This window comes from Roseateles sp. GW821-FHT02E12, assembly GCF_059421665.1.
Map to the genome: position 1 here is coordinate 646439 of NZ_JBWKVK010000003.1, position 24501 is coordinate 670939.

General features: G+C 67.7%; 19 protein-coding genes and 1 tRNA gene. 15 read left to right on the forward strand and 5 right to left on the reverse strand.

The window, feature by feature from the left end:
* Window positions 1-16 precede the first annotated feature (16 nt).
* The 4 genes from AC07V5_RS20955 to glmM all read left to right on the forward strand — a co-directional run bounded on the left by AC07V5_RS20955 (window position 17) and on the right by glmM (window position 4923).
* On the forward strand, window positions 17-691 hold the full coding sequence (locus tag AC07V5_RS20955; protein ID WP_495117640.1) for an RlmE family RNA methyltransferase: 675 nt from the start codon (window positions 17-19) through the stop codon (window positions 689-691).
* Window positions 692-776: 85 nt separating this feature from the next.
* Entirely contained in the window at window positions 777-2675 is a 1899-nt protein-coding gene (ftsH, locus tag AC07V5_RS20960; RefSeq protein ID WP_495117641.1) for an ATP-dependent zinc metalloprotease FtsH, read from the forward strand.
* Between the two features lie 61 nt (window positions 2676-2736).
* Window positions 2737-3579, forward strand: a complete 843-nt coding sequence (gene folP / locus AC07V5_RS20965) for a dihydropteroate synthase (RefSeq protein ID WP_495117642.1) — start codon at window positions 2737-2739, stop codon at window positions 3577-3579.
* Window positions 3580-3591: 12 nt separating this feature from the next.
* Window positions 3592-4923 carry a phosphoglucosamine mutase gene (gene glmM, locus AC07V5_RS20970; protein WP_495117643.1) on the forward strand — a complete coding sequence of 444 codons (1332 nt, stop codon included), beginning with the start codon at window positions 3592-3594 and terminating at the stop codon, window positions 4921-4923.
* A 57-nt stretch (window positions 4924-4980) separates the two neighbouring features.
* On the opposite strand, the gene AC07V5_RS20975 is transcribed toward glmM, so the two are convergent.
* Window positions 4981-5460: a fasciclin domain-containing protein gene (locus AC07V5_RS20975; RefSeq protein WP_495117644.1), complete on the reverse strand. Its 480-nt coding sequence runs from the start codon at window positions 5458-5460 to the stop codon at window positions 4981-4983.
* Between the two features lie 226 nt (window positions 5461-5686).
* Between AC07V5_RS20975 and pstS the strand changes: the two genes are divergently transcribed.
* The 7 genes from pstS to phoR all read left to right on the forward strand — a co-directional run bounded on the left by pstS (window position 5687) and on the right by phoR (window position 12310).
* Window positions 5687-6727 (forward strand): phosphate ABC transporter substrate-binding protein PstS, encoded by a 1041-nt coding sequence (pstS, locus tag AC07V5_RS20980; RefSeq protein WP_495117645.1) that lies wholly within the window; start codon window positions 5687-5689, stop codon window positions 6725-6727.
* A gap of 159 nt (window positions 6728-6886) precedes the next feature.
* Complete coding sequence (gene pstC, locus AC07V5_RS20985) at window positions 6887-7846, forward strand: phosphate ABC transporter permease subunit PstC (RefSeq protein ID WP_495117646.1); 960 nt, start codon at window positions 6887-6889, stop codon at window positions 7844-7846.
* Entirely contained in the window at window positions 7843-8706 is an 864-nt protein-coding gene (pstA, locus tag AC07V5_RS20990) for a phosphate ABC transporter permease PstA (protein WP_495117647.1), read from the forward strand. Before pstC ends, pstA begins: the two co-directional genes overlap by 4 nt.
* Window positions 8707-8715: 9 nt before the next feature.
* The gene (pstB, locus tag AC07V5_RS20995) at window positions 8716-9501 is read left to right on the forward strand and encodes a phosphate ABC transporter ATP-binding protein PstB (RefSeq protein ID WP_495117648.1); all 786 of its coding nucleotides are present in this window, start codon (window positions 8716-8718) and stop codon (window positions 9499-9501) included.
* Between the two features lie 14 nt (window positions 9502-9515).
* A complete protein-coding gene (phoU, locus tag AC07V5_RS21000) occupies window positions 9516-10223 on the forward strand; it encodes a phosphate signaling complex protein PhoU (protein WP_495117649.1) in 708 nt (235 codons plus the stop codon).
* A 2-nt stretch (window positions 10224-10225) separates the two neighbouring features.
* On the forward strand, window positions 10226-10927 hold the full coding sequence (phoB, locus tag AC07V5_RS21005) for a phosphate regulon transcriptional regulator PhoB (RefSeq protein WP_495117650.1): 702 nt from the start codon (window positions 10226-10228) through the stop codon (window positions 10925-10927).
* 15 nt (window positions 10928-10942) lie between these two features.
* Complete coding sequence (gene phoR / locus AC07V5_RS21010; RefSeq protein WP_495117651.1) at window positions 10943-12310, forward strand: phosphate regulon sensor histidine kinase PhoR; 1368 nt, start codon at window positions 10943-10945, stop codon at window positions 12308-12310.
* On the opposite strand, the gene AC07V5_RS21015 is transcribed toward phoR, so the two are convergent.
* The 4 genes from AC07V5_RS21015 to trxA all read right to left on the reverse strand — a co-directional run bounded on the left by AC07V5_RS21015 (window position 12304) and on the right by trxA (window position 16320).
* Window positions 12304-13944, reverse strand: coding sequence for a hypothetical protein (locus tag AC07V5_RS21015; protein WP_495117652.1), 1641 nt, complete (start codon window positions 13942-13944; stop codon window positions 12304-12306). The two genes, phoR and AC07V5_RS21015, sit on opposite strands and share 7 nt — an antisense overlap.
* Before the next feature lie 156 nt (window positions 13945-14100).
* Complete coding sequence (locus tag AC07V5_RS21020) at window positions 14101-14352, reverse strand: type B 50S ribosomal protein L31 (protein ID WP_457426114.1); 252 nt, start codon at window positions 14350-14352, stop codon at window positions 14101-14103.
* 128 nt (window positions 14353-14480) lie between these two features.
* On the reverse strand, window positions 14481-15746 hold the full coding sequence (gene rho / locus AC07V5_RS21025) for a transcription termination factor Rho (RefSeq protein ID WP_495117653.1): 1266 nt from the start codon (window positions 15744-15746) through the stop codon (window positions 14481-14483).
* 244 nt (window positions 15747-15990) lie between these two features.
* On the reverse strand, window positions 15991-16320 hold the full coding sequence (gene trxA, locus AC07V5_RS21030; RefSeq protein ID WP_495117654.1) for a thioredoxin TrxA: 330 nt from the start codon (window positions 16318-16320) through the stop codon (window positions 15991-15993).
* A gap of 153 nt (window positions 16321-16473) precedes the next feature.
* Here trxA and AC07V5_RS21035 point away from each other — a divergent pair, with 153 nt between their 5' ends.
* The 4 genes from AC07V5_RS21035 to AC07V5_RS21050 all read left to right on the forward strand — a co-directional run bounded on the left by AC07V5_RS21035 (window position 16474) and on the right by AC07V5_RS21050 (window position 24497).
* A complete protein-coding gene (locus AC07V5_RS21035) occupies window positions 16474-19044 on the forward strand; it encodes a PD-(D/E)XK nuclease family protein (protein WP_495117655.1) in 2571 nt (856 codons plus the stop codon).
* A complete protein-coding gene (locus tag AC07V5_RS21040; RefSeq protein WP_495117656.1) occupies window positions 19041-22250 on the forward strand; it encodes a UvrD-helicase domain-containing protein in 3210 nt (1069 codons plus the stop codon). Before AC07V5_RS21035 ends, AC07V5_RS21040 begins: the two co-directional genes overlap by 4 nt.
* Before the next feature lie 15 nt (window positions 22251-22265).
* Window positions 22266-22342: transfer RNA gene (locus tag AC07V5_RS21045), tRNA-Pro, on the forward strand.
* Between the two features lie 175 nt (window positions 22343-22517).
* Window positions 22518-24497, forward strand: a complete 1980-nt coding sequence (locus tag AC07V5_RS21050) for an OPT family oligopeptide transporter (protein ID WP_495117657.1) — start codon at window positions 22518-22520, stop codon at window positions 24495-24497.
* The last annotated feature ends 4 nt before the right edge of the window (window positions 24498-24501 follow it).

Below are 24501 nucleotides of genomic sequence, written 5' to 3' on the forward strand. Positions count from 1 at the left end.
GTATTATCCCGTAGGCATGAAAACTCAAACCAAAAGCAAAAAACTCAACAAGGCGTGGCTGAACAACCACGTGTCGGACCCCTATGTGCAGCAGGCACAGAAGGACGGTTATCGCTCGCGCGCGGCCTACAAGCTCAAGGAGATCGACGAGGAGCTCAAGCTGATCCGCCCGGGCCAGATCGTCGTCGACCTGGGCGCCACGCCCGGCGCCTGGAGCCAGTATCTGCGCCGGCGTTTTGCGCCCACAGAGGCGGGGCGGGGTGGGGCGGCGGTGGGCCAGCTGAACGGCACCATCATCGCGCTGGACGTGCTGGAGTTCGAGCCCATCGAGGGCGTGCAGTTCATCCAGGGCGATTTCCAGGAGGATTCCGTCCTGGCCGAACTCGAAGCCGCCCTGGCCGGCCGGCCGGTGGACGTCGTCGTATCGGACATGGCGCCCAATATGTCGGGTATTGCGTCCACCGACGCCGCCCGCATCTCCGGCCTTGTCGAGTTGGCCGTGGATTTCGCCAGCAGCCACCTCAAGCCCGAGGGCGCGCTGGTGGCCAAGGTCTTCCATGGCAGCGGCTACGACGAGCTGGTGAACCTCTTCAAAACACATTTCAAGGTCTTCAAGGTAGTGAAGCCCAAGGCCTCGCGCATCCGGTCTTCCGAGACTTTCTTGGTGGGCGTGGGGCTGAAAAACCGCTGATTACAGGGCAAGCCCCCTTGCCGCCCCTAAAATCGCCCCCACTGTCCTGAAACCCGCGCTGGGCCATCAGGGCCAAGGAGTCTGAGTGAACAATCAATGGTTTTCGAAGTTCGCTGTCTGGATCGTGATCGCCCTTGTGCTGTTCACGGTCGTCAAACAGTTCGGCGGCACCACCGCGCCGGGCAAGCAGGTGACGTATTCCGAGTTCCTGGACCTGGTCCAGGCGCGCCGGATCAAGTCCGCCACCTTGCCTGACGGCATCACCGGCGATATCTACGCCGAGGACACCGACGGCACCAAGCTGCGCACGCTGGCCACGTACCAAGACCGTGGTCTGGTGGGTGATCTGCGCAGCAACGGCGTCAAGTTCGACATCAAGCCCCGCGAAGAGCAGAGCTTCCTGGTCAGCATGCTGATCAACTGGACGCCGATGCTGCTGCTGATCGGCGTCTGGGTGTACTTCATGCGCCAGATGCAGGGCGGCGGCAAGGGCGGGGCGTTCAGCTTCGGCAAGTCCAAAGCCCGCATGCTGGATGAAGCCAGCAACACCATCACCTTCGCCGACGTCGCCGGTTGCGACGAGGCCAAGGAAGAGGTCAAGGAGCTGGTCGACTTCCTGAAGGACCCGCAAAAGTTCCAGAAGCTGGGCGGCCGCATTCCGCGTGGCGTGCTGATGGTCGGCCCTCCGGGCACCGGCAAGACGCTGCTGGCCAAGTCCATCGCCGGCGAAGCCAAGGTGCCGTTCTTCACGATCTCGGGTTCCGACTTCGTTGAAATGTTCGTCGGTGTCGGCGCGGCCCGTGTGCGCGACATGTTCGAGCAGGCCAAGAAGAGCGCGCCCTGCATCATCTTCATCGACGAAATCGACGCCGTCGGCCGCCATCGTGGCGCTGGCCTGGGCGGCGGCAACGACGAGCGCGAGCAGACGCTGAACCAGATGCTGGTCGAGATGGACGGCTTCGAGACCAATCTCGGCGTCATCGTCATCGCGGCCACCAACCGTCCCGACATCCTGGACCCGGCCCTGCTGCGCCCGGGCCGCTTCGACCGCCAGGTCTATGTCACGCTGCCCGATATCCGTGGCCGCGAGCAGATCCTGAACGTGCATATGCGCAAGGTGCCGATTGGCCAGGACGTCAACGCGTCCATCCTGGCCCGTGGCACGCCCGGCATGAGCGGCGCTGACCTGGCCAACCTCGTCAACGAAGCCGCGCTGTTCGCCGCGCGCCGTGGTGGCCGGCTGGTCGAGATGAACGACTTCGAGCGCGCCAAGGACAAGCTCTACATGGGTCCCGAGCGCAAGAGCATGGTCATGACCGAGGACGAGAAGCGCGCGACCGCGTATCACGAGTCCGGCCATGCCGTCGTCGCCGAGTTGCTGCCTGGTACCGACCCGGTCCACAAGGTCACCATCATGCCGCGTGGCCGCGCCCTGGGCGTGACCTGGCAGCTGCCCGAGCGTGACCAGCACAGCCTGTACTTCAAGCAGATGCTCAACAGCATCAGCATCATGTTCGGTGGCCGCATTGCCGAGGACCTGTTCGTCCACGACATTTCGACCGGCGCGTCCAACGACTACGAGCGCGCCACCCGCATGGCCCGCGACATGGTCACGCGCTACGGCATGAGCGAAGCCCTCGGCCCGATGGTGTACGCCGAGAACGAAGGCGAAGTCTTCCTGGGCCGCAGCATGACCAAGACGGCCAACATCAGCGAGAGCACGCAGCAGAAGGTCGACAGCGAGATCCGCCGCATCCTCGACCAGCAGTACGCCGTGGCGCAGAAGATCCTCGAGGACAACCGCGACAAGGTTGAGACGATGACCGAGTCGCTGATGAAGTGGGAAACCATCGACCGGGACCAGATCCTGGACATCATGGCCGGCCGCCCGCCGCGTGCGCCTGACGACAAGCCGACGACGCCCAGCGGCCCGACTGGCGGTACGCCCCCGGTCAGCACCGACGGTGCCCCCGCCGCGGCCTGATCGACACACCCAACCAAAACGGGCCCGGCTACTCAGTCGGGCCCGTTTTCCATTCAAGACCATGCACTGGCAGACCCGCCGCTTCTTGCTGGACCTGAGCCGGCCGCAGGTGATGGGCATCGTCAACGTGACGCCCGACTCCTTCTCGGACGGCGGGCGGCACGACGACACCCGCTCGGCCATCGCGCATTGCGAGCGCCTCGTCGCTGACGGCGCCGACATCCTCGACATCGGCGGCGAGTCCACGCGACCCGGCGCGCCGCGTGTCGACACCGACAGTGAATGGGCGCGCATCGCCGACGTCTTGGCGGCGGCCGTGACGCTGGGCGTGCCGGTCTCGGTGGACACCTACAAGCCTGAGGTCATGCGCCGTGCGCTCGACGCCGGCGTGGACATCATCAACGACGTGCAGGCCCTGCAAATGCCCGGTGCGCTGGCGGCAGTGGCCGGTAGCGGTGCGGGCGTCTGCCTGATGCACATGCGCGGCGAGCCGGCGTCAATGATGGATCTGGCTGTCTACGGCGATGTCGTCGAGGAAGTTGCCGCCTTCCTGGCGCAACGCGCCCGGGCCGCACGGGATTCGGGTATCCCGGCCGACTGCATCGCCCTTGACCCCGGCTATGGCTTTGCGAAGAGCGCCGAGCACAACCTGCGCCTGTTGGCTGGCCAGCAGCGCCTGACCGAGCTGGGCTACCCGCTGCTGGTGGGCTGGTCGCGCAAGCGTACGCTCGGGGACATCACGGGTCGCCCGGTGGATCAGCGCCTGCCCGCCAGCCTCGCCGCGGCGTTGCGCGCCGTCAGCGCGGGCGCAAACGTGCTTCGTGTGCACGATGTCCCCGCCACGGTGGACGCCCTCAAGGTCTGGGCCGCCGTCGATGCGGCGACAATTCCGACCACTGCATAAAGGAAGAGCTCGATGAGCCGCAAGTATTTCGGAACCGACGGCATTCGGGGCACGGTCGGCCAGGATCCGATCACGCCTGACTTCATGCTGCGCCTGGGCCACGCCGTTGGCCGGGTGCTGCGCAAGTCCAGCAAACGCCCGACGGTGCTGATCGGCAAGGACACCCGCATCTCCGGCTACATGATCGAGTCGGCGCTGGAGGCCGGTTTCGCCTCCGCCGGTGTCAACGTGCTGCTGACCGGCCCGCTGCCGACACCGGGCGTCGCCTACCTGACCCGTGCGCTGCGGCTGGACCTGGGTGTCGTCATCAGTGCGTCGCACAACGCCTTCCAGGACAACGGCATCAAGTTCTTCTCCGCCAAGGGCGAGAAGCTGCCCGACGCCTGGGAGCTGGCTGTCGAAGCCGCGTTGGAAGAAGCGCCGCAATGGGTGGACTCGGCCAGCCTCGGCCGCGCCAAGCGCCTGGAAGACGCCCGCGGCCGCTACATCGAGTTCTGCAAGAACAGCTTCGGCTCCGACCTCACGCTCAAGGGCCTGAAGATCGTCGTCGACGCGGCCCACGGCGCGGCCTATCACGTGGCGCCCGACGTCTTCCACGAACTCGGCGCCGAGGTCATCTCCATCGGCTGTAAGCCCGATGGCTTCAACATCAACGCCGGCTTCGGCGCAACCTCGCCCGGCGCGCTGGTCGAGGCCGTCAAGGCCAACGGCGCGGATTACGGCGTTGCGCTGGACGGCGACGCCGACCGCCTGCAACTGGTCGATGCCAACGGGCGCCTCTACAACGGCGACGAGCTGCTCTACGTGATGGTGGCCGACCGCCTCAGCCAGGGCCTGCGCGTGGCTGGCGCCGTTGGCACGCTGATGACGAACATGGCCGTCGAGCTGGCGCTGCGTTCGCGCGACGTCGAGTTCGTGCGCGCCAAGGTCGGCGACCGCTACGTGCTGGAAGAGCTGGCCGCGCGCGGCTGGCAACTCGGTGGCGAGGGCTCCGGCCATCTGCTGGCGCTGGACAAGCACACCACGGGCGACGGCATCGTCAGTGCGCTGCTGGTGCTGCAGTCGGTTTGCCGCAGTGGCCGCAGCCTCTCCGAGCAGTTGCAGGGCGTGGATCTGTTCCCGCAGACGCTGATCAATGTGCGGCTGCAAGCGGGCCAGGACTGGAAGACCAACACCCGCCTGGCCGACGAGCAGACCGCCGTGACGGCCGAACTCGGCGACCGGGGCCGCGTGCTGATCCGTGCCTCGGGCACAGAACCGCTGCTGCGCGTCATGGTCGAAGCGTCGGACGCCGGCCTGGCCCAGCGCTGCGCCCAGCGGCTGGCCGAGGCCGTGGCACCCTGATCCTTCGCGAACAAGAAAAGGCCGCCCTCGGGCGGCCTTTTTGTTGGCGCCCGGTGTTTACTTCTTCGGCGGCATCAGCACGCGGTCGACGACGTGGGCCACGCCATTCGTCGCGACGATGTCGGCCTGCTGCACAACCGCGTCATCGACGGTGACGAAGCTGCCGGCCTTGGCCAGGGCCAAGGTGGCACCCTGACGGGTCTTGGCCGTGCCCGGCTTCACGTCGGCAGCGGCAACCCGGCCGTCGATGACGTGATAGCTCAACACTGCCTTGAGCTGGGCTGGATCGGCGGCCAGCGCTTCCATCGTCTTGGCCGGCACGGCCTTGAAGGCCTCGTCGCTCGGCGCAAAGACGGTCAGCGGCCCGCTGGCGCGCAATTCATCGCCCAGGCCGGCCTGGGCGACCAGGCGGTTGAAGGTGCTGAGCTGGGGGTCGCGTGCCAGCGTGTCGGTCAGCGGCGCCGGGGCAGGGGTGGTGGCGCAGGCGGTCAGCAGGGCACTGGCGGCCAGGGCGATCAGGGACGTGCGACGGATCATTCGGGGCTCCGGTTGGATGGAAAGCGATTGGCCGCGACTCTAGAAGTGCAATGTGACGGTCACGTGAATTGAAAATGACAATGTCACAAAGCTGCTCGGACGGCTTCCCAGCGGCCCGTCGAAACGCTCCAATGCCCTGCTGGATGAATCGATGTTCACTGAATCGTCACATTCGATCCCTAGGATGCCGGTCATCGTCAAACCCGCTCAGCGGAAGGTGTCTCAGATGAACTTTGTTCAGGTCAGCAAGTCGTTCGCAGTCGTCGCGGGTCTGTTCGGTATCCAGGCGGCCCTTGCCCAGGACGTGACCGGCGCTGGCGCCACCTTCCCGGCTCCCATCTACGCCAAGTGGGCCGATGCCTACAACAAGGCCAGCGGCGCCCGCATCAACTACCAATCTGTCGGCTCCGGCGCCGGCATCCGCCAAATCAAGGCCAAGACGGTCGATTTCGGCGCGTCCGACATGCCGCTGAAGGACGACGAGCTGGCCAAGGACGGCCTCGTGCAGTTCCCGACCGTCATCGGTGGCGTCGTGCCCGTGGTCAACATCAAGGGCGTCGCCCCGGGCCAGATCAAGCTGACCGGCGCCGTGCTGGCCGACATCTACCTCGGCAAGATCACCAAGTGGAACGACGCAGCCCTGACCGCGCTGAACCCGGGCGTCCCGCTGCCTGACGCAGCCATCGCCCCGGTCGCACGCGCCGACGGTTCTGGCACGACCTTCATCTTCACGAACTACCTGTCCAAGGTCAGCGAAGAGTGGAAGAGCAAGGTCGGCGAAGGCACGACGGTCAAGTGGCTGGCCGGCACGGCTGGCAAGGGCAACGAGGGCGTCGCCGCCTTCGTGCAGCGCCTGCCCAACTCCATCGGCTACGTCGAGTACGCCTATGTGAAGCAGAACAAGATGACCTACGTTCAGCTGAAGAACAAGGACGGCCAGTGGGTCAACCCCAGCGACGACGCCTTCAAGGCCGCCGCCGCCGGTGCCGACTGGAACAAGACCTTCTATCAAATCACGACCGACCAGCCCGGCAAGGCCTCGTGGCCGCTGACCAACCCGACTTACATCCTGATGTTCAAGTCGCAGGACAAGGCCGCCAACGCCAGCGCCGCGCTGAAGTTCTTCGAATGGGCGTACGGCAACGGCGACAAGATGGCCGACGACCTCGACTACGTGCCCCTGCCCGCCGCCGTGAAGGACCTGGTGCGCAAGCAGTGGACCGACCAGATCAAGGACACGGCCGGCAAGCCCGTCGCGTTCAAGTGAATTCGCGGCGCTGAAGACGCGAGGTGAGGCCCGGCAACCGCCGGGCTTCGCCATGCTCTCGGTGCCCATCTTCTGACCAGACCCTCCGGAGGTTCCTTGGCAGCCATCCTTCCCGCCGACAGCGCCAGTGCTGATCGCAGCGAACCTCAGCCGCACTCGATGAAACCGCCACCTCCGCGCCGCCGCGTCGCCCCCTGGGCGGATGCGCTGTTCGCAGCACTGTCGCAGGGCGCAGCCTGGCTGACGCTGCTGTTGATGGTTGGCATCATCGGCTCCCTCATCGTCGGCGCGACGCCTGCGCTCAAGACCTTCGGCCTGGGCTTTCTGACCAGCGCGGAATGGGACCCGGTGCAGGAGAAGTTCGGCGGCCTGGTGATGATCTACGGCACGCTGGCCAGCTCCTTCATCGCGCTGGCCATCGCCGTGCCGGTCAGCTTCGGCATCGCCATCTTCCTGACCGAGCTGTCGCCCAGCTGGCTCAAGCGGCCCCTGGGCATCGCCATCGAGCTGCTGGCCGCCGTGCCCTCCATCGTCTACGGCATGTGGGGCTTGTTGGTGTTCGGCCCCATCCTGGCCACCTTCGTGCAGCAGCCGCTGCAGGCGATGTTCACGGGCGTGCCTTTCATCGGCTCGCTGTTCACCGGCCCGCCGGTGGGCATCGGCATCCTGTCGGCCGGCATCATCCTGGCGATCATGATCATCCCGTTCATCGCTTCGGTGATGCGTGACGTCTTCGAAGTCACGCCGCCGATGCTGAAGGAAAGCGCCTACGGCTTGGGTGCCACGACCTGGGAGGTCGTCTCCCGCGTCGTGCTGCCGTACACCAAGACCGGTGTGGTCGGCGGCATCATGCTGGGCCTGGGCCGCGCTTTGGGCGAGACGATGGCGGTCACCTTCGTCATCGGCAACATGAACCAGCTGAACTCGTTGTCCGTCTTCGAGGCGGCCAACAGCATCACGTCCACGCTGGCCAACGAGTTCGCGGAGGCCGGCGAGGGCCTGCACCAGGCCTCGCTGATGTATCTCGGCCTCGTCCTCTTCCTCATCACCTTCGTCGTGCTGACCATCTCCAAGCTGTTGCTGCTGCGCCTGAAGAAGAGCGAAGGAGCCCGTTCATGAGCTCAACCATTGACGCTCGCCGCCTGGCGATGCACCACAAGCGCAAGCGCACCAATGCCGTCGCGCTGGCGCTGTCCCTGGGCGCCATGGGCTTCGGCGTGTTCTGGCTGATCTGGATCCTGTTCGAGACCATCTACCTCGGCATCGGCGGCCTCAACCTGGCGACCTTCACGCAGATGACGCCGCCGCCGCAAGGCGAGGGCGGTGGCTTGGCCAACGCCATCTTCGGCAGCTTCGTCATGGTGGGCCTGGCTACCGTCATCGGCACGCCGGTTGGCATCCTGGCGGGTGTCTATCTGGCCGAGTACGGCCAGAAGACCTGGCTGGGCAGCGCGGTGCGTTTCATCAACGACATCCTGCTGTCGGCGCCGTCCATCGTCGTCGGCCTGTTCGTCTACGCGATGGTCGTGGCCAAGCTGAAGAGCTTCTCCGGCATGGCCGGGGCGCTGGCCCTGGCGCTGCTGGTCATCCCCGTCGTCATCCGCACGACGGAGAACATGCTCAGCCTCGTGCCCAACGCGCTGCGTGAGGCGGCCTACGCGCTCGGCACGCCGAAGTGGAAGGTCATCCTGACCATCACGCTGAAGGCGGCTCGCGCCGGCGTCCTCACCGGCATCTTGCTGGCGCTGGCCCGCGTGTCCGGCGAGACCGCGCCGCTGCTGTTCACGGCGCTGTCCAACCAGTTCTGGACCAGCGACATCAGTGCGCCGATGGCCAGCCTGCCGGTCACCATCTTCAAGTTCGCGATGAGCCCCTACGAGAACTGGCAGAAGCTGGCCTGGGCCGGCGTCTTCCTGATCACCGTGGGTGTGCTGCTGCTGAACATCCTGGCCCGCGTGCTCTTCAAGAACAAACACTAAGGAATCACCATGGACGCCAAGATCGAAACGCCCGTGGGCGAGCGCGCCAAACTCTCGGTGCGCAACCTGAACTTCTTCTACGGCAGCTTCCACGCGCTGAAGAACATCAACCTCGACATCCCCGAGAAGAAGGTCACCGCCTTCATCGGCCCGTCGGGCTGCGGCAAGAGCACGCTGCTGCGCACGCTGAACCGCATGTACGAGCTCTACCCCGAGCAGCGCGCGGAAGGGCAGATCCTGCTCGACGGCGAGGACGTGCTGTCCAGCAAGGACGACGTCTCGCTGATCCGCGCCAAGATCGGCATGGTCTTCCAGAAGCCCACACCGTTCCCGATGTCCATCTACGACAACATCGCCTTCGGCGTGAAGCTGTTCGAGACGCTGCCGCGCGTCGAGATGGACGAACGCGTGGAGTGGGCGCTGAAGAAGGCGGCCCTCTGGGGTGAGGTGAAGGACAAGCTCAACCAGAGCGGCTCCGGCCTCTCCGGCGGCCAGCAGCAACGCCTGTGCATCGCACGCGGCATTGCCATCAAGCCCGAGGTGCTGCTGCTCGACGAGCCCTGCTCGGCGCTGGACCCGATCTCCACTGGCAAGATCGAAGAGCTGATCCACGAACTGAAGGCCGACTACACGGTGGCCATCGTGACCCACAACATGCAGCAGGCAGCTCGCTGCTCTGACTACACGGCGTACATGTACCTTGGCGACCTCATCGAATTCGGCCCCACGGCCGAGCTGTTCATGAAGCCCAAGCGCAAGGACACGGAAGACTACATCACCGGCCGCTTCGGCTGATCAAGGAGGACGGTATGGTGGACAAACATCTCTCGACCCAGTTCGATGCCGAGCTCAGCGGCATCTCGACCCGCGTGCTCGAAATGGGCGGTCTCGTGGAAGCCCAAGTGGCCCAGGCCGTGCAGTCGCTGGTGGACTTCAGCCCCGAATCGGCCGATGAAGTGCTGGCCAAGGAAGGCCGCGTCAACACGATGGAGATCGAGATCGACCGTGATCTCTCGACCATCATCGCGCGCCGCCAACCGACGGCCCGCGATCTGCGCCTGCTGATCGCGATTTCCAAGAGCATCGCCAACCTCGAGCGCGTTGGCGACGAGGCCGCGCGCATCGCTCGCACCGTGCAGCGCCTGGTGGCCAGCGGTGTTTCCAGCCGCATGCGCCTGCCGATGTCCGACCTCGCCTACGAGGCCGAGCTCGCCACCAGCCAGTTGCGCAAGGCGCTGGATGCCTTTGCGCGCCTGGACGTCGAACGTGCGCTGGACGTGCTGAAGCACGACGACGAGATCGACAAGGAATTCGACGGCCTGCTGCGCAAGCTCATCACCTACATGATGGAAGACCCGCGCACGATCTCCTCGTCCATTGACCTGGTTTTTGTCGCCAAGGCCATCGAGCGCGTCGGCGACCACGCCAAGAACCTGGCCGAAGTGGTCATCTACGTGGTGAAGGGCCAGGACGTGCGACACAACTCGCCCGAGGCCGTCGAAACGATGGTGCGCTGATCATGAGCCGCGTCCTTGTCGTTGAAGACGAATCGGCGATTGCCGAACTGATCTCCATCAATCTGCGCCACGCCGGCTTCGAGGTCACGCTGGCCGGCAGCGCAACGGCCGCCCAGTACGAGGTGGACCGCGTGCTGCCCGACCTCGTCGTGCTGGACTGGATGCTGCCCGGCCAGAGCGGTGTGGCCCTGGCCCGCCAATGGCGCAGCGCAGCCCGCACGAAAGAGCTGCCCGTCATCATGTTGACGGCACGTGCCGAGGAAGGCGACAAGATCGCCGGCCTGGACGCGGGTGCCGACGACTACATCACCAAGCCCTTCTCGACCAATGAGCTGCTGGCCCGCATCCGCGCCGTGCTGCGCCGCAAGGCGCCCGAGGCGCTGGACAGCGCGGTCGAGGTCGGCCCGCTGCTGCTGGACCCGGGCACGCGCCGCGTCAGCCGCGACGGCGCTGAGGTCAAGCTCGGCCCCACGGAGTTCCGCCTGCTGCACTTCTTGATGACCCACCCGGAGCGCGTGCACAGCCGCTCGCAGCTGCTGGACCGCGTCTGGGGCGACCATGTCTTCATCGAGGAACGCACCATCGACGTCCACGTCAAGCGGCTGCGCGAGGCGCTGGAGCGCGTGCAGTGCGCGCGCATGATCGAGACCGTCCGCGGTGCCGGCTACCGCCTGACCCAACAGAGCAGCGCGCTCTCCGCCTGAGATCCGCCCGACTACATGACCTGGTTGTTGCCTCGACTGCTGATGGCCCTCGGGGCCGCACTGTTCGGGTTTGTTATTGGGGCGGCGGTTCGCGCGGCCACGGGTGTCGAAGGCCTCGGGCTGGGTATCGGTGTGGTCACCGGCGTACTGCTGATGCTGCTCGTTGATGCGGTGCGTGGCAACCGGCTGTTGAGCTGGCTGCGCGGCAACCAGCTCGACAACGCGCCGCGCGACACCGGCCTGTGGGGCGAGCTGGGCTACCGTGTCGAGCGCGCCATGCGCGACCGCGACCGCGCCGTGGCCCGCGGCCGGCTGGAGCTGGATCAGTTCCTGTCAGCCATCGAGGCTTCGCCCAACGGCGTGCTGATGCTGGACTCGCATGAGCAGATCGTCTGGTGCAACCGCGTCGCGGCCGACCATTTCGCGCTCGACCCGCAGCGCGACCTGCGCCAGCGCATCACCAACCTCGTGCGCGCGCCGGCCTTCGTCGCCTATCTGCAGGCCGGCACGTTTGCCGAGCCGCTGGTGCTGGGCAATGGCCGCGGCCCCGGCACGCTGTCCATCATCGTGCGCGAGTACGGCGAGGGCCAGCGCCTCGTGCTGTCGCTGGACATCACCGAGCGGCTGCGCTCCGAGGCCATGCGGCGCGATTTCGTCGCCAATGTCTCGCACGAGATCCGCACGCCGCTGACGGTGCTGTCGGGCTTCATCGAGACCCTGCACTCGCTGCCGCTGACGGCAGTGGAGCGCGATCGTGTCCTCGTTCTGATGAACCAGCAGGCCCAGCGCATGCAAACGCTGGTGGCCGACCTGCTGACGCTGGCCCAGCTTGAAGGCAGCCCGCGCCCGGCACCCGACCGCTGGGTGGGCCTGGATGGCCTGCTGGCGCGGATCGCGGTCGACGCCGATGCGCTGTCGGCCGGCCGCCACCAACTGCGTCTCAAGCCCGAGACCAACGTTGAACTGGCCGGCATCGAAAGCGAGCTGCTCAGTGCCATCGCCAACCTCGTCACGAACGCCGTGCGCTACACGCCCGACGGCCGCGAGATCGAAGTGACCTGGCGCATGCTGGACGGTGGCAGCGGCGAGCTCACCGTCGTCGACACCGGCCTGGGCATTGCGCGCGAGCACATCCCGCGGCTGACCGAACGCTTCTACCGCGTCGACGGCAGCCGTTCGCGGGAGACCGGTGGCACGGGCCTGGGCCTGTCGATCGTCAAGCACGTCATGCAGCGCCACGGCGGCGAGCTGATGGTGCAAAGCGAGGTTGGCAAAGGCTCGCGCTTTCGCCTTGTCTTCCCGGCCGCACGCGTGCGCCAGGCCAGCGATTCGGCGCTTGGTGACGAAGCCGCCTTCAGCGGCGCCGCATTAACCGATCACTGACGCTGCAGCAGGACCAAGCTGGCACTGCCGCTGCGGTCCGTCGGCCGCTTGACCTGGGCGATGACGCGCCAGCCCTGGGGCGTCGGCTGGCCGGCGCTGATGACGGCGTAGCTGCAGGCCGAGGCATTCAACGCCCCGCGCCCAAGAACCTGCCAGCCGCCATGCCATTCCAGCGCCGCCAGGGTGGCCAGGTTCTGGCCCGGTGCGGCCAGGCAGCTCGCGGTGCTCGGCATGCGCGCCTTGAGCCGCGCCACCAGCGGCGACAGGCTGCGTGCGTAGTCCAGCGGCGGCAGCAGCAGGCTCGTGATCAGCAGCCAGCCCAGGGCCACGCCGCCGGCGGGCAGGGCCAGGCTCTTCCACAGCGCATGGCGGTGGCGGGCCGTGCGCCAGCGCACCAGCGCCAGCCAGGACAGCGTCGCCGCGATGGCGAACACCAGGGCCAAGAGGCTGAAGCGTGGCTCGAAGCCTTCGGCCAGGCGGCGCAGATTGGCCAGCGGCCGCGGTGGCCAGCCGGCGTGCATCGAGAGGTAGTAGAGCCAGAAAAACAGCGCCGCGGCACTGAAGAAGAACACCGAGAACCAGTCCACAGCGGCCGAGAAGCCGCGGCTCAGCGTTGGCAGCGCAAAGGCGGCCAGGATGGCCAGCGACGGTAGCGCCAGCAGCAGCGCGCGCTCGGAGCCGTCCATGCCGATGCAGGCGGCCAGCGGTACCAGCAGCGCGATGGCCGGCACGGTGATGTGGCGGCGCAGGCCGTGGCGGCGCCAGCGCCACAGCGTCCATAGCGCCAGTGGCCCCGAAGGCCAGCAGAACCAGGCCAGCAGGCTCAGCAGCGAGCCGAAGTGAACACCCGGCCGCACACGCCAGGCCCAGCCGTCGAAGGCCCAGGCGGCCAGCACGGTCAGCGTCAGCGCGCCCAGCAGCCAGACGCGTTGGGCCTTGGCCTCGTCATAGCTGGAGCGATGGTTAAGGAGCACTCCCAGCAGGCCAAGGGCGCATGCCACGGCCGGCGCGCCGCTGGCGGCCAGCACCGGCAGGGCGATGAGGACCGCGGCTCGCGAACGGCCTTGCCTGTACGGCGCAGCCGCCAGCCCGTAGAGGTAGACGGACACGGCCAGCAACTGCATCAGCTCCGGCGTCGTCTCGTGGCCCAGCTGCAGCAGGCCAAGCGACGCCATCAACGCCAGCAGGGCGCCATCGGCCAGCGCACGCGCGTAGTCGATGGCTTGGGCCTCGCCTCCGAAGGCAAAGGCCACCGGCTGTGCGGCCTCGGTGCGGGCCAGGTGGAAGCAGGTGTACCAGACGGCCACAAGCACGCCGACCAGCACCAGCGCATAGGGCAGGCGGGCGGCGACGGGGGCGTCCAGGAAGGGCAGGGCCTTGATGGCCAGCGCGCCCAGCCAGTAGGGCAGGGGGCCGCCGTCGGCAGGGATGCCGGCGATGGCCGGCTGCCACCACGGCGCGCGGCCCTCGGCGATGCTGACCATGAAGCCGAAGGAGCTCAGGTCGGCGTTGCGCCAGGGATCGCGGCCGAAGATGCCGGGCAGCACATAGGCCGCGCACAGCAGGATCAGCGCCAGGCGCGGCAGGCGCTCGACGCCGCGCTCGGCGACGATGGCGGGGGTGGGGAGATTCACGCGCGAAAGTTCGGTGGAGCCGGTCGGCATGATGCCGTCAAAAGACGGCCTGAAAAACAGCGCGGCGAATGCCTGGCGTCTTTCTTGCCACAAGAAAAACAAAAGGGCAGCCTGAGCTGCCCTTGTGGGTTGGCGCGGCGAAAGGCCGCAAGCCGATTACTTCTTGAGGTGAGCAAACTTGTTGCGGAACTTCTCGACGCGACCGCCGAGGTTGTCGATGCTCTTTTGCGTACCCGTGTAGAAGGGGTGCGACTCGCTCGTCGTTTCCAGCTTCACCAGCGGCATTTTCTTGCCGTCGATCTCGATGGATTCCTTGCTTTGGACGGTCGAACGCGTCACAAACTGGAAACCATTGGACTGGTCGATGAACGCGACGTCGCGGTAGTTGGGGTGAATGCCGTCTTTCATGGGAACCTCTTGGCTTGGGTCGGGAGCCACATCAGCGAACGGCTGGTGCACTTTCCGAAGGTGTCTGGGGCGGAAAACCCGCGATTGTAGCGAGCTTTCCTGCAGTTTGGCTAATTTGGGTGTAAGGCTTACCCGCCGCGCCGCATCATGTCGAAGAAGTCATGGTTGTTCTTCGACGCCTTCATCTTCTCGAGGATGAACTCCATCGCCTCGATCTCGTCCATGTTGTAGAGCAGCTTCCGCAGGATCCAGCTCTTTTGCAGGATCTCGGGCTTGAGCAGCAGCTCTTCACGGCGCGTGCCGGACTTGTTGATCAGCAGCGACGGGTAGACGCGCTTCTCGGCCATGCGGCGATCCAGGTGGATTTCGCAGTTGCCGGTGCCCTTGAACTCTTCGTATATCACCTCGTCCATCTTGGAGCCGGTGTCGATCAGCGCGGTACCGATGATGGTCAGCGAGCCGCCTTCCTCGATGTTGCGCGCGGCGCCGAAGAAGCGCTTGGGGCGCTGCAGCGCGTTGGCGTCCACACCACCGGTCAGCACCTTGCCGGAGCTGGGCAGCACGTTGTTGTAGGCACGGGCCAGGCGGGTGATCGAGTCCAGCAGGATGATCACGTCCTTCTTCAGCTCCACCAGGCGCTTGGCGCGCTCGATGACCATTTCCGCGACCTGCACATGGCGGGCGGCGGGCTCGTCGAAGGTGGAGCTGATGACCTCACCGCGCACGGTGCGAATCATTTCCGTCACTTCCTCGGGGCGCTCGTCGACGAGCAGCACGATGAGGTGGCAGTCCGGATGGTTGGCCACCAGCGCATGCGCCAGGCTCTTCATCATCTCGGTCTTGCCCGTCTTGGGCTGCGACACGATCAGCGCGCGCTGACCTTTGCCGATGGGCGCCACCAAGTCGATGATGCGACCGGTGATGTTCTCTTCGCCCTTGTAGCCTTCGCGTTCGAGCTTGAACTGCTCCTTGGGGAACAAGGGCGTCAGGTTCTCGAACATGATCTTGTTCTTGCTCTCCTCCGGCGTCTGGTTGTTGACGCGGTCAACCTTGACCAGGGCGAAGTAGCGCTCGCCATCCTTGGGCACGCGCACTTCGCCTTCCACCAGGTCACCGGTGTGCAGGTTGAAGCGGCGGATCTGGCTCGGGCTCAGGTAGATGTCGTCGGTCGACGCCATGTAGCTGGCTTCGATCGAGCGCAGGAAGCCGAAGCCGTCGGGGAGCACTTCGAGCACGCCATCACCGAAGACCTGCTCGCCAGCCTTGGCGCGCTTCTTCATGATGGCGAACATCAGCTCCTGCTTGCGCAGGCGGGTGACGTTGTCGATCTCCAGCTCCTCGCCCATCTGGATGAGAGCGGAGACGTGGAGCGCTTTGAGTTCGGAAAGATGCATGGGTGAATACCCGTCAGGGGCCGCAGCGCCAGCCAAGGCGCTACAGCGATTCCACGGCCGCCCCGGGAAAGGACCGAATGGCTACCGTTCCAACAGCGAACGGCGCAGATTCAGACAGAGAGAAATTGGGGAGGGGGAGCCGAGTCCACGCTGGCTGGGTTCCTTGGAACCCGGGGCGTGTTGGCTTTGGCTGCTGCAGCGAGGCGCCGGGAGGCGCTGGGATCGCCGCAGCAGTTGGGCGCGATTATAGGTTCGCGTCGAGGAAGGCGGTCAACTGGGCCTTGGAGAGGGCGCCAACCTTGGTGGCGGCGAGCTGGCCGTCCTTGAACAGCATCAGCGTCGGGATGCCGCGGATGCCGAACTTGGCGGGCACCTCGCGGTTCTCGTCGACGTTCATCTTGGCGATCTGAAGCTTGTCACCGTAACCGGTGGCCACCTCGTCCAGGATGGGCGCGATCATCTTGCAGGGGCCGCACCATTCGGCCCAGTAGTCCACCAGCACGGGCTTGCCCGCCTGGATGACGTCGGCGTCGAAGGACGCGTCGGAAACGTGTTTGATCAGTTCGCTGCTCATGGGAGGATTCCTTGGCCTCAAAGGGTTGGCGGTCGCCGCGCAGGCGCCGTCCGAATAGGCAAAATGATTGTGACATAGCCACTTTGCCCGGACGGTCACGAGGGTGACCGAAGCAATGGCAGACGTGAGGGCGGGAGGCCTGGATTGCAAGCCATGAATCTGGGCCTGGTGCCTGGGGAAGACATCGAAGCCTTCTGGCGCCGCGTTGCGGCCGTCAGCGCCGACTGGCTGGAGGCCCGCGGCGTAGCCGTGCGCGACGCCGTGCTGCTGCTGCCGTTTGCCCAGCAGATCGCGCCTGCACGCCGCGCCTGGCTGGCCCAGGGCGGCTGGCAGCCGCGCATCACGACCAGCCGCAGCCTGGCTTCGGCCCTGGGGCCCACGGCGTTGGCCGCGCCAGACCAACTATCGGGCGACGCCGCCATCGACGCCTTCACCGCCGACCGGCTGCTGGCCGACCAGAGCTGGGTGCAGCCGCTCAAGCGCAGCAGCCCGCGCGACTACCGCGTGGCGCTGACCCGGCTCGTCGACACCGCCCAGGCGCTGGCACGCGCCGCTGCCCAAGTGCCGCCGGCCGAGCGCCCCGCTTTTCTCGACACCGCCCGGCAGCGGCTCGCAGCCCTCGAAGCCGGCCCGGGTCTGCTGGAGCGGGCGCTGGCCCAGGTCGCGCTGGCCTGGGTCGCGTCCGACGAGCGCCGGCCCGCCACCGACACGCTGTTCACGTTGCGCCCCAGCGCCTGGATCTGGCTGCGCGCCGGCGGGCCCGACCCGCTGGCCGAGGTGCTGCTGGCGGGCGACGTGCCGGCGCTGTGCCTGGCTGCCGACCTGGACCTCGACCAGGCCTGGAGCGGCTTCACGCCCGCTGCGCGGGTGGAGGAGGCCGTCGCGCCGGACTTCGAGACACTGGCCCAGCAGACCACCACGGCCATCGTCCAGCACCTCAACGCCGGCCGGCGGCCGGTGGCCTTGCTCGCGCAGGACCGCGTCGTCATCCGCCGCGTGCGGGCGCTGCTCGGTCGCCAGGGCGTGCCCGTGCACGACGAAACCGGCTGGACGCTGGCCACCACGCCCGCCGCTGCCGCGCTGATGGCCTTGCTGCGCGCGGCGCTGGCCGGTGGCGCGGTGGACGACTGGCTGGCCTGGCTGAAATCTGCGCTCGCCCTGGGCTGGGACGCCGAAGGCCTGAGCGGTCTGGAAGCCCGTTGCCGCCGCTTTGGCTGGCGCCAGGCGGCCCAGCTCGATGCGGCCACGCTGCCGCCGGCCGTCGGCGCGGTCTGGCTGCGGGCACGGCGCCAGCTGGAGCCGCTGGCCGGCGGCGCTCGCACGCTGGGCGGCTGGCTGGTCGCGCTGGGCCAGGCGCTGAACGGACTGGCGCCGCTGGCCGATGTGGAGGGCGGTGAGGCGCTGCTGGAGACGCTCTGGATCTCGCGCAACCCCTGGGCCGGCAGCGCACACGAGGCGGCGCTGGCGCAGACGCGGCTGCGGCCCGACGAATTCCTGGCCTGGGTGAACGACACGCTGGAGGCCGCGCAGTTCGAGCCGGCCGAGGAAGCGGGTGCGCCCGAGGTCGTCATCACGCCGCTGGCGCGGGCCATGCTGCGGCCCTTCGGCGCCGTCGTGTTGCCCGGCGCCGATGCCGCGACGCTGGGGCCGGTGAACCCCCAGGCCGGCCTGCTGGCCGACGCCGATGCGGCGGCGCTGGGCCTGCCCAGCCTGGCCGAGCGCCGCGAGGCCGAAGCGCTGGGCTTTGCGCAACTGCTGCGCGCGCCGGTGCTGACGCTGCTGCGCTGCGCCTTTGCGGGCGCCGAGCCGCTGCCGGCCAGCCCGCTGCTGGAGCGGTTGGCCGGCGCGGCAGGGCGCGGCGGCCAGGCCCTCGATCACTGGATCGACGGCCGCGAGTTGCTGGCGCCAGCGAGCCTGCCCCAGCACCGCGCCGCCGCCGAGGCTGGCGGCCGGTTGCCGGCCGCGCTGAGCGCCAGCGCCATCGACGCGCTGCGCAACTGCCCCTACCAGTTCTTCAGCCGCGTGCTGCTGGGCCTGCGCGAAGCCGACGAACTGGAGCTGGAGCCCGACAAGCGCGACTACGGCACCTGGCTGCACGCGGTGTTGAAGCGCTTCCACGAATCGCGCGAAGGGGGCGATGACGACGCAGCCCTCCGCGCGGCGGCCGAGGCCGAGCTGGCCTGGCTGGACGCGGCGGACTTCCTGCCGTTCTCGGCGGCTTTTGAACGCTTGCGCCCGCTCTACCTCGCCTGGCTGGCCGAGATCGAGGCCGGCGGCCAGCGCTTCATGGCGGGCGAGGTGGACAGCGATTGCCAACCGTTCGACGCGCCGCTGGACGCGCTGACGCTGCGCGGCCGCATCGACCGCATCGACAAGGCGGGTAGCCAGACTTGGCTGCTGGACTACAAGACCGGCGATGCCAAGGGGCTGAAGGACAAGCTGGCCGCGCCGCTGGAGGACACGCAGCTCGCCACCTACGCACTGCTGATGGGCGCCGAGCCAGGCCTGCAGGCGGCCTACCTTGTGCTCGACGACGGCAAGGGCATCGCGCTGCTGCCGCATGCCGACGTCAGCGACACCGCGTTGGCGCTGCGTGATGGCCTTCAGGCCGACCTCGCTGCCGTGCGAGACGGTGCGCCGCTGCCCGCCTTGGGCGAAGGCAAGGTCTGCGACTACTGCGAAGCGCGCGGCCTCTGCCGTCGAGACGATTGGACTTCCCTGTGAGTGAACTCGCCTACTGGGCCGACGGCCTGCGCATCCCGCGCGAGCAGTTCTACGCGCTGGCCTGCGATCCGGCGCGCAGCATCGTCGTGGAGGCCTGCGCCGGTGCAGGCAAGACCTGGATGCTGGTGTCGCGCATCCTGCGTGCGCTGCTGGCTGGCGCCGAGCCGCAGCAGATCGTCGCCATTACCTTCACCCGCAAGGCCGCTGGCGAGATGCGCCAGCGCCTGGCCGAATGGCTGGCCGAGTTTGCGCAGGCGCCCGAGGCCGAGCAACTGGCTGCACTGCGCCACCGTGGCGTGACGGAGGCCGACGCGGTGGCGCTGCGGCCCCGGCTCGCGGCCCTGCAGACTGAACTGCTGCGTGGCGGCCGGGCTGTCGAGGTGCGCACCTTCCACGGCTGGTTCTCGCAACTGCTGCGCGCGGCGCCACTGGCCTTCCTGCAGGCCCAGGGCATTGCGCCCGAACTGCAGCTCATCGAGGACGAAGAGGAGCTGATGCCCACGCTGTGGCGGCGTTTCCACGTCGCCGTGCTGGCCGACGACGCGCTGCGGGCGGACTTCCAGGCGCTGACGCAGTCGCGCGGCCGCTTCAACCTGCGCGAGTGGCTGCTGGGTGCCTTTGCCAAACGCGTGGAGCTGCGGCTGGCCGAGGCCGCGGGCGTGCTCGAGTCCAGCCTGCCCGGCGCGGTGGATGTGCTGGGCACAACGCCGGAGCAGTTCTTCGAGCATCTGCGCGAGCCGCTGCAGGCACTGGCCCGGCTGCTCGGTGCAGCCAAAGGAAAGAAGGCCCAGGACGCGGCCGTGCTGCTTGCGCAGGCCGAGGACTTCGACGCCGCCTTCGCCGCGCTGTTCACGCTGAAGGCCGAACCGCGCAAGCTGGGTGTCGACCACCCGGACCTGGACGAGCTGGGCGAGGAGTTGCTGCGTTTGCGCGCGGCGATAGCCCAGCAACGCGCCGCCGATGAACACGCTGCGATGCGCCGCCTGGCCCTGGTGCTGGTGGACGCCTTCGAGGCGCTGAAGCGCGAACGCGGCCTCGTCGACATGAACGACCTGGAACGCGGTGCGCTGGCGCTGTTGGCCGACGCCCAGACGGCCGGCTGGGTGCAGCAACGCTTGGACGCCCAGGTGCGCCACCTGCTCATCGACGAGTTCCAGGACACCAGCCCGCTGCAATGGCAGGCGCTGCATGGCTGGCTGTCGGCCTATGCCGGCGCGGGCGCAGGCTCGGCGCTGTCGGTCTTCATCGTGGGCGACCCCAAGCAGAGCATCTACCGCTTCCGTCGCGCCGACCCGCGCGTGTTCGCGGCGGCGCAGGACTTCGTCTGCGAAGGCCTTGCCGGCGTGCGCCTGGCCTGCGACCACACGCGGCGCAACGCGCCCGAGGTGCTGGCGGCCGTGAACGCCACCTTCGACAGCGCGCAGCGCGCCGGCGCCTACCAGGGCTTTCGCGTGCACACGACCGAGGTGGACGAGGTGGACGAACTGGCGGGCTTGTGGGCGCTGGACGCTGAAGTCACCGTGCCACCGGCCCAGGCGGATGTCGATCCGCTGCGCTGGCGCCCCAGCCTGACCGAGGCCCGCCACGAGGCCGAGATCAGCCGGCGCGCGCCCGAGTGCGAACGCGTCTGCGCAGCCATCGTTGGCCTGCTGCAGGCACGGCCCGAGCTCAGTCCTGGCGACCTCTTCGTGCTGGCCCGCAAGCGCGACCCGCTGCGCCAGCTCAGCGAGGCATTGACGGCTGCCGGCGTGCCGCACGCGGCGCCGGAGGAGCAGCCACTGGCCGAACTGCCCGACGTGGCCGACCTGCTGGCGTTGCTGGATGTGCTGGCCTCGCCGGGCCACGACCTGTCGTTGGCCCAGGCCCTGCGCAGCCCGCTGTTCGGCGTCGATGAGACCGACCTGCTGACGCTGGCCGAAGCTGCCGGCACGGCCCAGTGGCTGGGCCAAACGCCCGCCGAGCGCCGCCCCTGGTGGGCCGCGCTGCACAGTCTGGCGGAACCCGGCCCGGCGCTGGCGCGCGCGCAGGCGCTGCTGCGCGTCTGGGCCGAGCAGGCGCGCCAGCGCACGCCGCACGAGCTGCTGGACCGCATCGTCCATGAGGGCGATCTGCTCGCGCGCATCGCGGCGGCCGTGCCCGCGGCGGACGCAGCCGTGCGCTTGCAAAGCGTGCAGGCCCTGCTGCGCGCCGCGCTGGACCTGGACGGTGGCCGCTACGCCCAGCTCTACGGCTTTGTGCGGGCGCTGAAGAGCCGGCCCATCAAGTTCGTGCCGGCCGCCGCGCCGGACGCCGTGCAACTGCTGACCATCCACGGCGCCAAGGGCCTGGAGGCCGAGGTTGTCTTCCTGCTCGACACCGATGCCGCGCCCCCCAAGGCCGAGACGCTAGGCCTGCTGCTGGACTGGCCGGTGGGCCAGCCGGCACCGCGCCGCGCGGCCTTCCTGGCCTCCGAGGCCAAGCCGCCGCCGTCGCTGCAAGCGCTGGTGGACGAGGAGCGCGGCGAGCGCGAACGCGAGGAGCTGAACGGCCTGTACGTCGCGCTGACGCGGGCGCGGCGCGCACTGGTGCTCAGCCACACACCCAGCCGCAGCCAGGCGACCAGCTGGTGGGACCGGCTGCAGCCGCTGGCACGGGCTTGGGGCTTGGGCATGGCGCCGGGCGGCCGTGCGGACACCGCGCCGCCCCGCCTCGCGCCGCTGCCACGCTGGCAGCCGCCACCTGCCATGGTTCAGCGCGACGGTACGGCCCGTGACGAGCGGCTGGCACGAGTCGGCGAGGCCTTGCACCGCGTGTTGGAATGGGCTTCGGCAACGGGCCAGACCCAGCCGCTGGCGGTGCTGATGGCGTCGGCTGGCCAAGCCTTCGGCCTGGACGCCAAGGCCCGCGATCAGCTTGCGCAAGCGGCCCAGGCCATCCTCGCCAGCGCAGACTGCCAGCCCTTCTTCGACCCGGCGCGGTTGCGCTGGGCCGGCAACGAGGTGGCGGTGGGGCAGGCCGGCGAGGATCAGCGCATCGACCGCCTGGTGCTGCTGAATGACGGCTGCTGGTGGGTGCTGGACTACAAGCTGGGCGCCACGCCCGAGCACGAACCGGCCTACCTGGCGCAGATGCGAAGCTATGTCGCCGCCGTTCAAATGCTGCAGCCCGGCGAGCCTGTCAAAGCCGCTTTGATCAGCGGAATCGGGCGCCTCATCGTTGTCAGCTAGAATGATCGGCTTGATCGGGGCGTAGCGCAGCCTGGTAGCGCATCTGCTTTGGGAGCAGAGGGTCGCGAGTTCGAATCCCGCCGCCCCGACCAAACCTTTTCGACAACCCGCCCTGGCCCCGGCCACGGCGGGTTTTCTTTTGTGAAGCCCCCGCATCCAGGGCCTCCACCCGAGGGCATCCCCCAAAGTCCGACCGCGCGGTCGGCCGGGACAATCCGCGCTTTTGCTGCAACCCTGGCGGGGCCACAAGCCGCGCCCGAGAGACCCATGGCACTCCAACACCTGACCGACGAGCAGATCGCCACCTGGACCCGCGCCCAAAAGGACGAGTGGTGGTTCAAGAACATCTTCCGCGGCGACATGGCCCAGCTGACGCTGCGCTCGGGCTTCACCGGCTTCCTGCTCGGCGGCATCCTGTCGGCCACGGGTCTGTACATCGGCGCCAAGACCGGCATCGCCATCGGCGTGGGCCTGACCTCGGTGATCCTGGCCTTCGCGCTGTTCCGCGCGCTGCATGCCGCCGGTTTCGCGCAGGACTACACCATCCTTGAAAACAACTGCACGCAGTCCATCGCGACGGCGGCAGGCTACGTGGCCACGCCGCTGTTCTCCAGCCTGGCGGCTTACATGCTGGTCACGGGCATCATTCCGCCGTGGTGGCAGCTCGTCATCTGGATCTTCGTGGTCGCCTTGATCGGCGTGCTGCTGGCCTTCCCGCTGAAGCGCCGCTTCATCAACGAAGACCAAGCCCCGTTCCCCGAAGGCCGCGCCTGCGGCGTGGTGCTGGATTCGCTGTATCACGGCGCCGGTGACGAAGGCGTCTTCAAGGCCAAGCTGCTGGGCGTGGTCGGCGGCTTCACGGCGCTCTACCAGGCCATCGTCAGCGATGGCTGGATGAAGCTGGTGCAGTTCAAGATCCTCATGTTGGACAAGTGGGCCGGCATGACGGAGCCCTGGTATCTGCACGAGCGCCTGGACAGCTACTACTACACCTGGGCCACCAAGGCGCAGGCCTTCATCCCGAGCATCCTGGGCACCGACATCCGCCAGCTGGGCCTGCGTGTCACGCTGGACGCGGCCATGCTGGGCGTCGGCGGCCTGATGGGCATCGCGGTGGCCACGAGCTGCTTCCTGGGCGCCTTCATCAACTTCGTCGTGCTGGCGCCGCTGATGATCCAGGCCGGTGACATCGCGCCGCGCATAGGCGCCAATGGCGTGCTGATCCCGCTGAACCGCGCAGAAATCGTCAACCAGTGGTCGCTCTGGTGGGGCGTCACGATGATGGTGGTGGGCGCCATGGTGGGCCTGCTGGCCAAGCCCGAGATCTTCACCAGCGCCTTCAAGCGCAAGGCCGCGCCGACCGCTGCCGCCGGCAAGGACCTGCTCAAGGACATCGAAGTGCCGCTGTGGATCAGCTACATCGGCGTGCCGGTGTTCAGCGTGCTGGGGAGCTACATCACCCACCTGTTCTTCGGCGTGCCGATGTGGCTGGCGCTGATCTCGCTGCCGCTGATCTTCGTGCTGACCATCATCTGCACCAACTCGATGGCGCTGACGTCGTGGACGCCCACCGGCTCGCTGTCCAAGATCACGCAATTCACGATGGGCGCCATCGACCGCACCAACCCCGGCTCCAACCTGCTGCCGGCGGCCATGACCAGCGAGATCGCGTCCAACGCCGCCAACCTGCTGTCCGACATCAAGCCCGGCTACATGCTGGGTGGCAAGCCGCGCCACCAGGCCGTCGGTCACATCATCGGCAACCTGGCCGGCGTGCTGACCTGCGTGCCGCTGTTCTTCCTGCTCTTCCTGCAGCCGGACGCGAACGGCGTGCGCAGCGTCGCCACCATCGTGACCGACCAGTTCGCCATGCCCGCTGCGCTGCAGTGGAAGGGCGTGGCCGACATCATCGCCAAGGGCCTGAAGGGCCTGCCGACGTCGGCGCTCATCTCCATGGGCTTTGCTGCGGTGGCCGCCGTCGCGATGGAAATCGCGCGCATCAAGACCAAGGGCCGCTTCCCGATCTCGGCCGTCGCCACGGGCCTCGGCGTCGTGCTGCCGCCCGAGTCCGTGCTGGCCATGTTCATCGGTGCGCTGGTCTTCTGGCTCATGGCCAAGAAGCACAAGACGGCCGGCACCCAGGGCCACCGCGTCTGGGTGGAAGGCATGGAGCCCATCTGCGCCGGCCTGATCTCCGGTGCCGCACTGATGGGCATCGGCAACGCCATCATCAACGTGCTGATCTAATTCG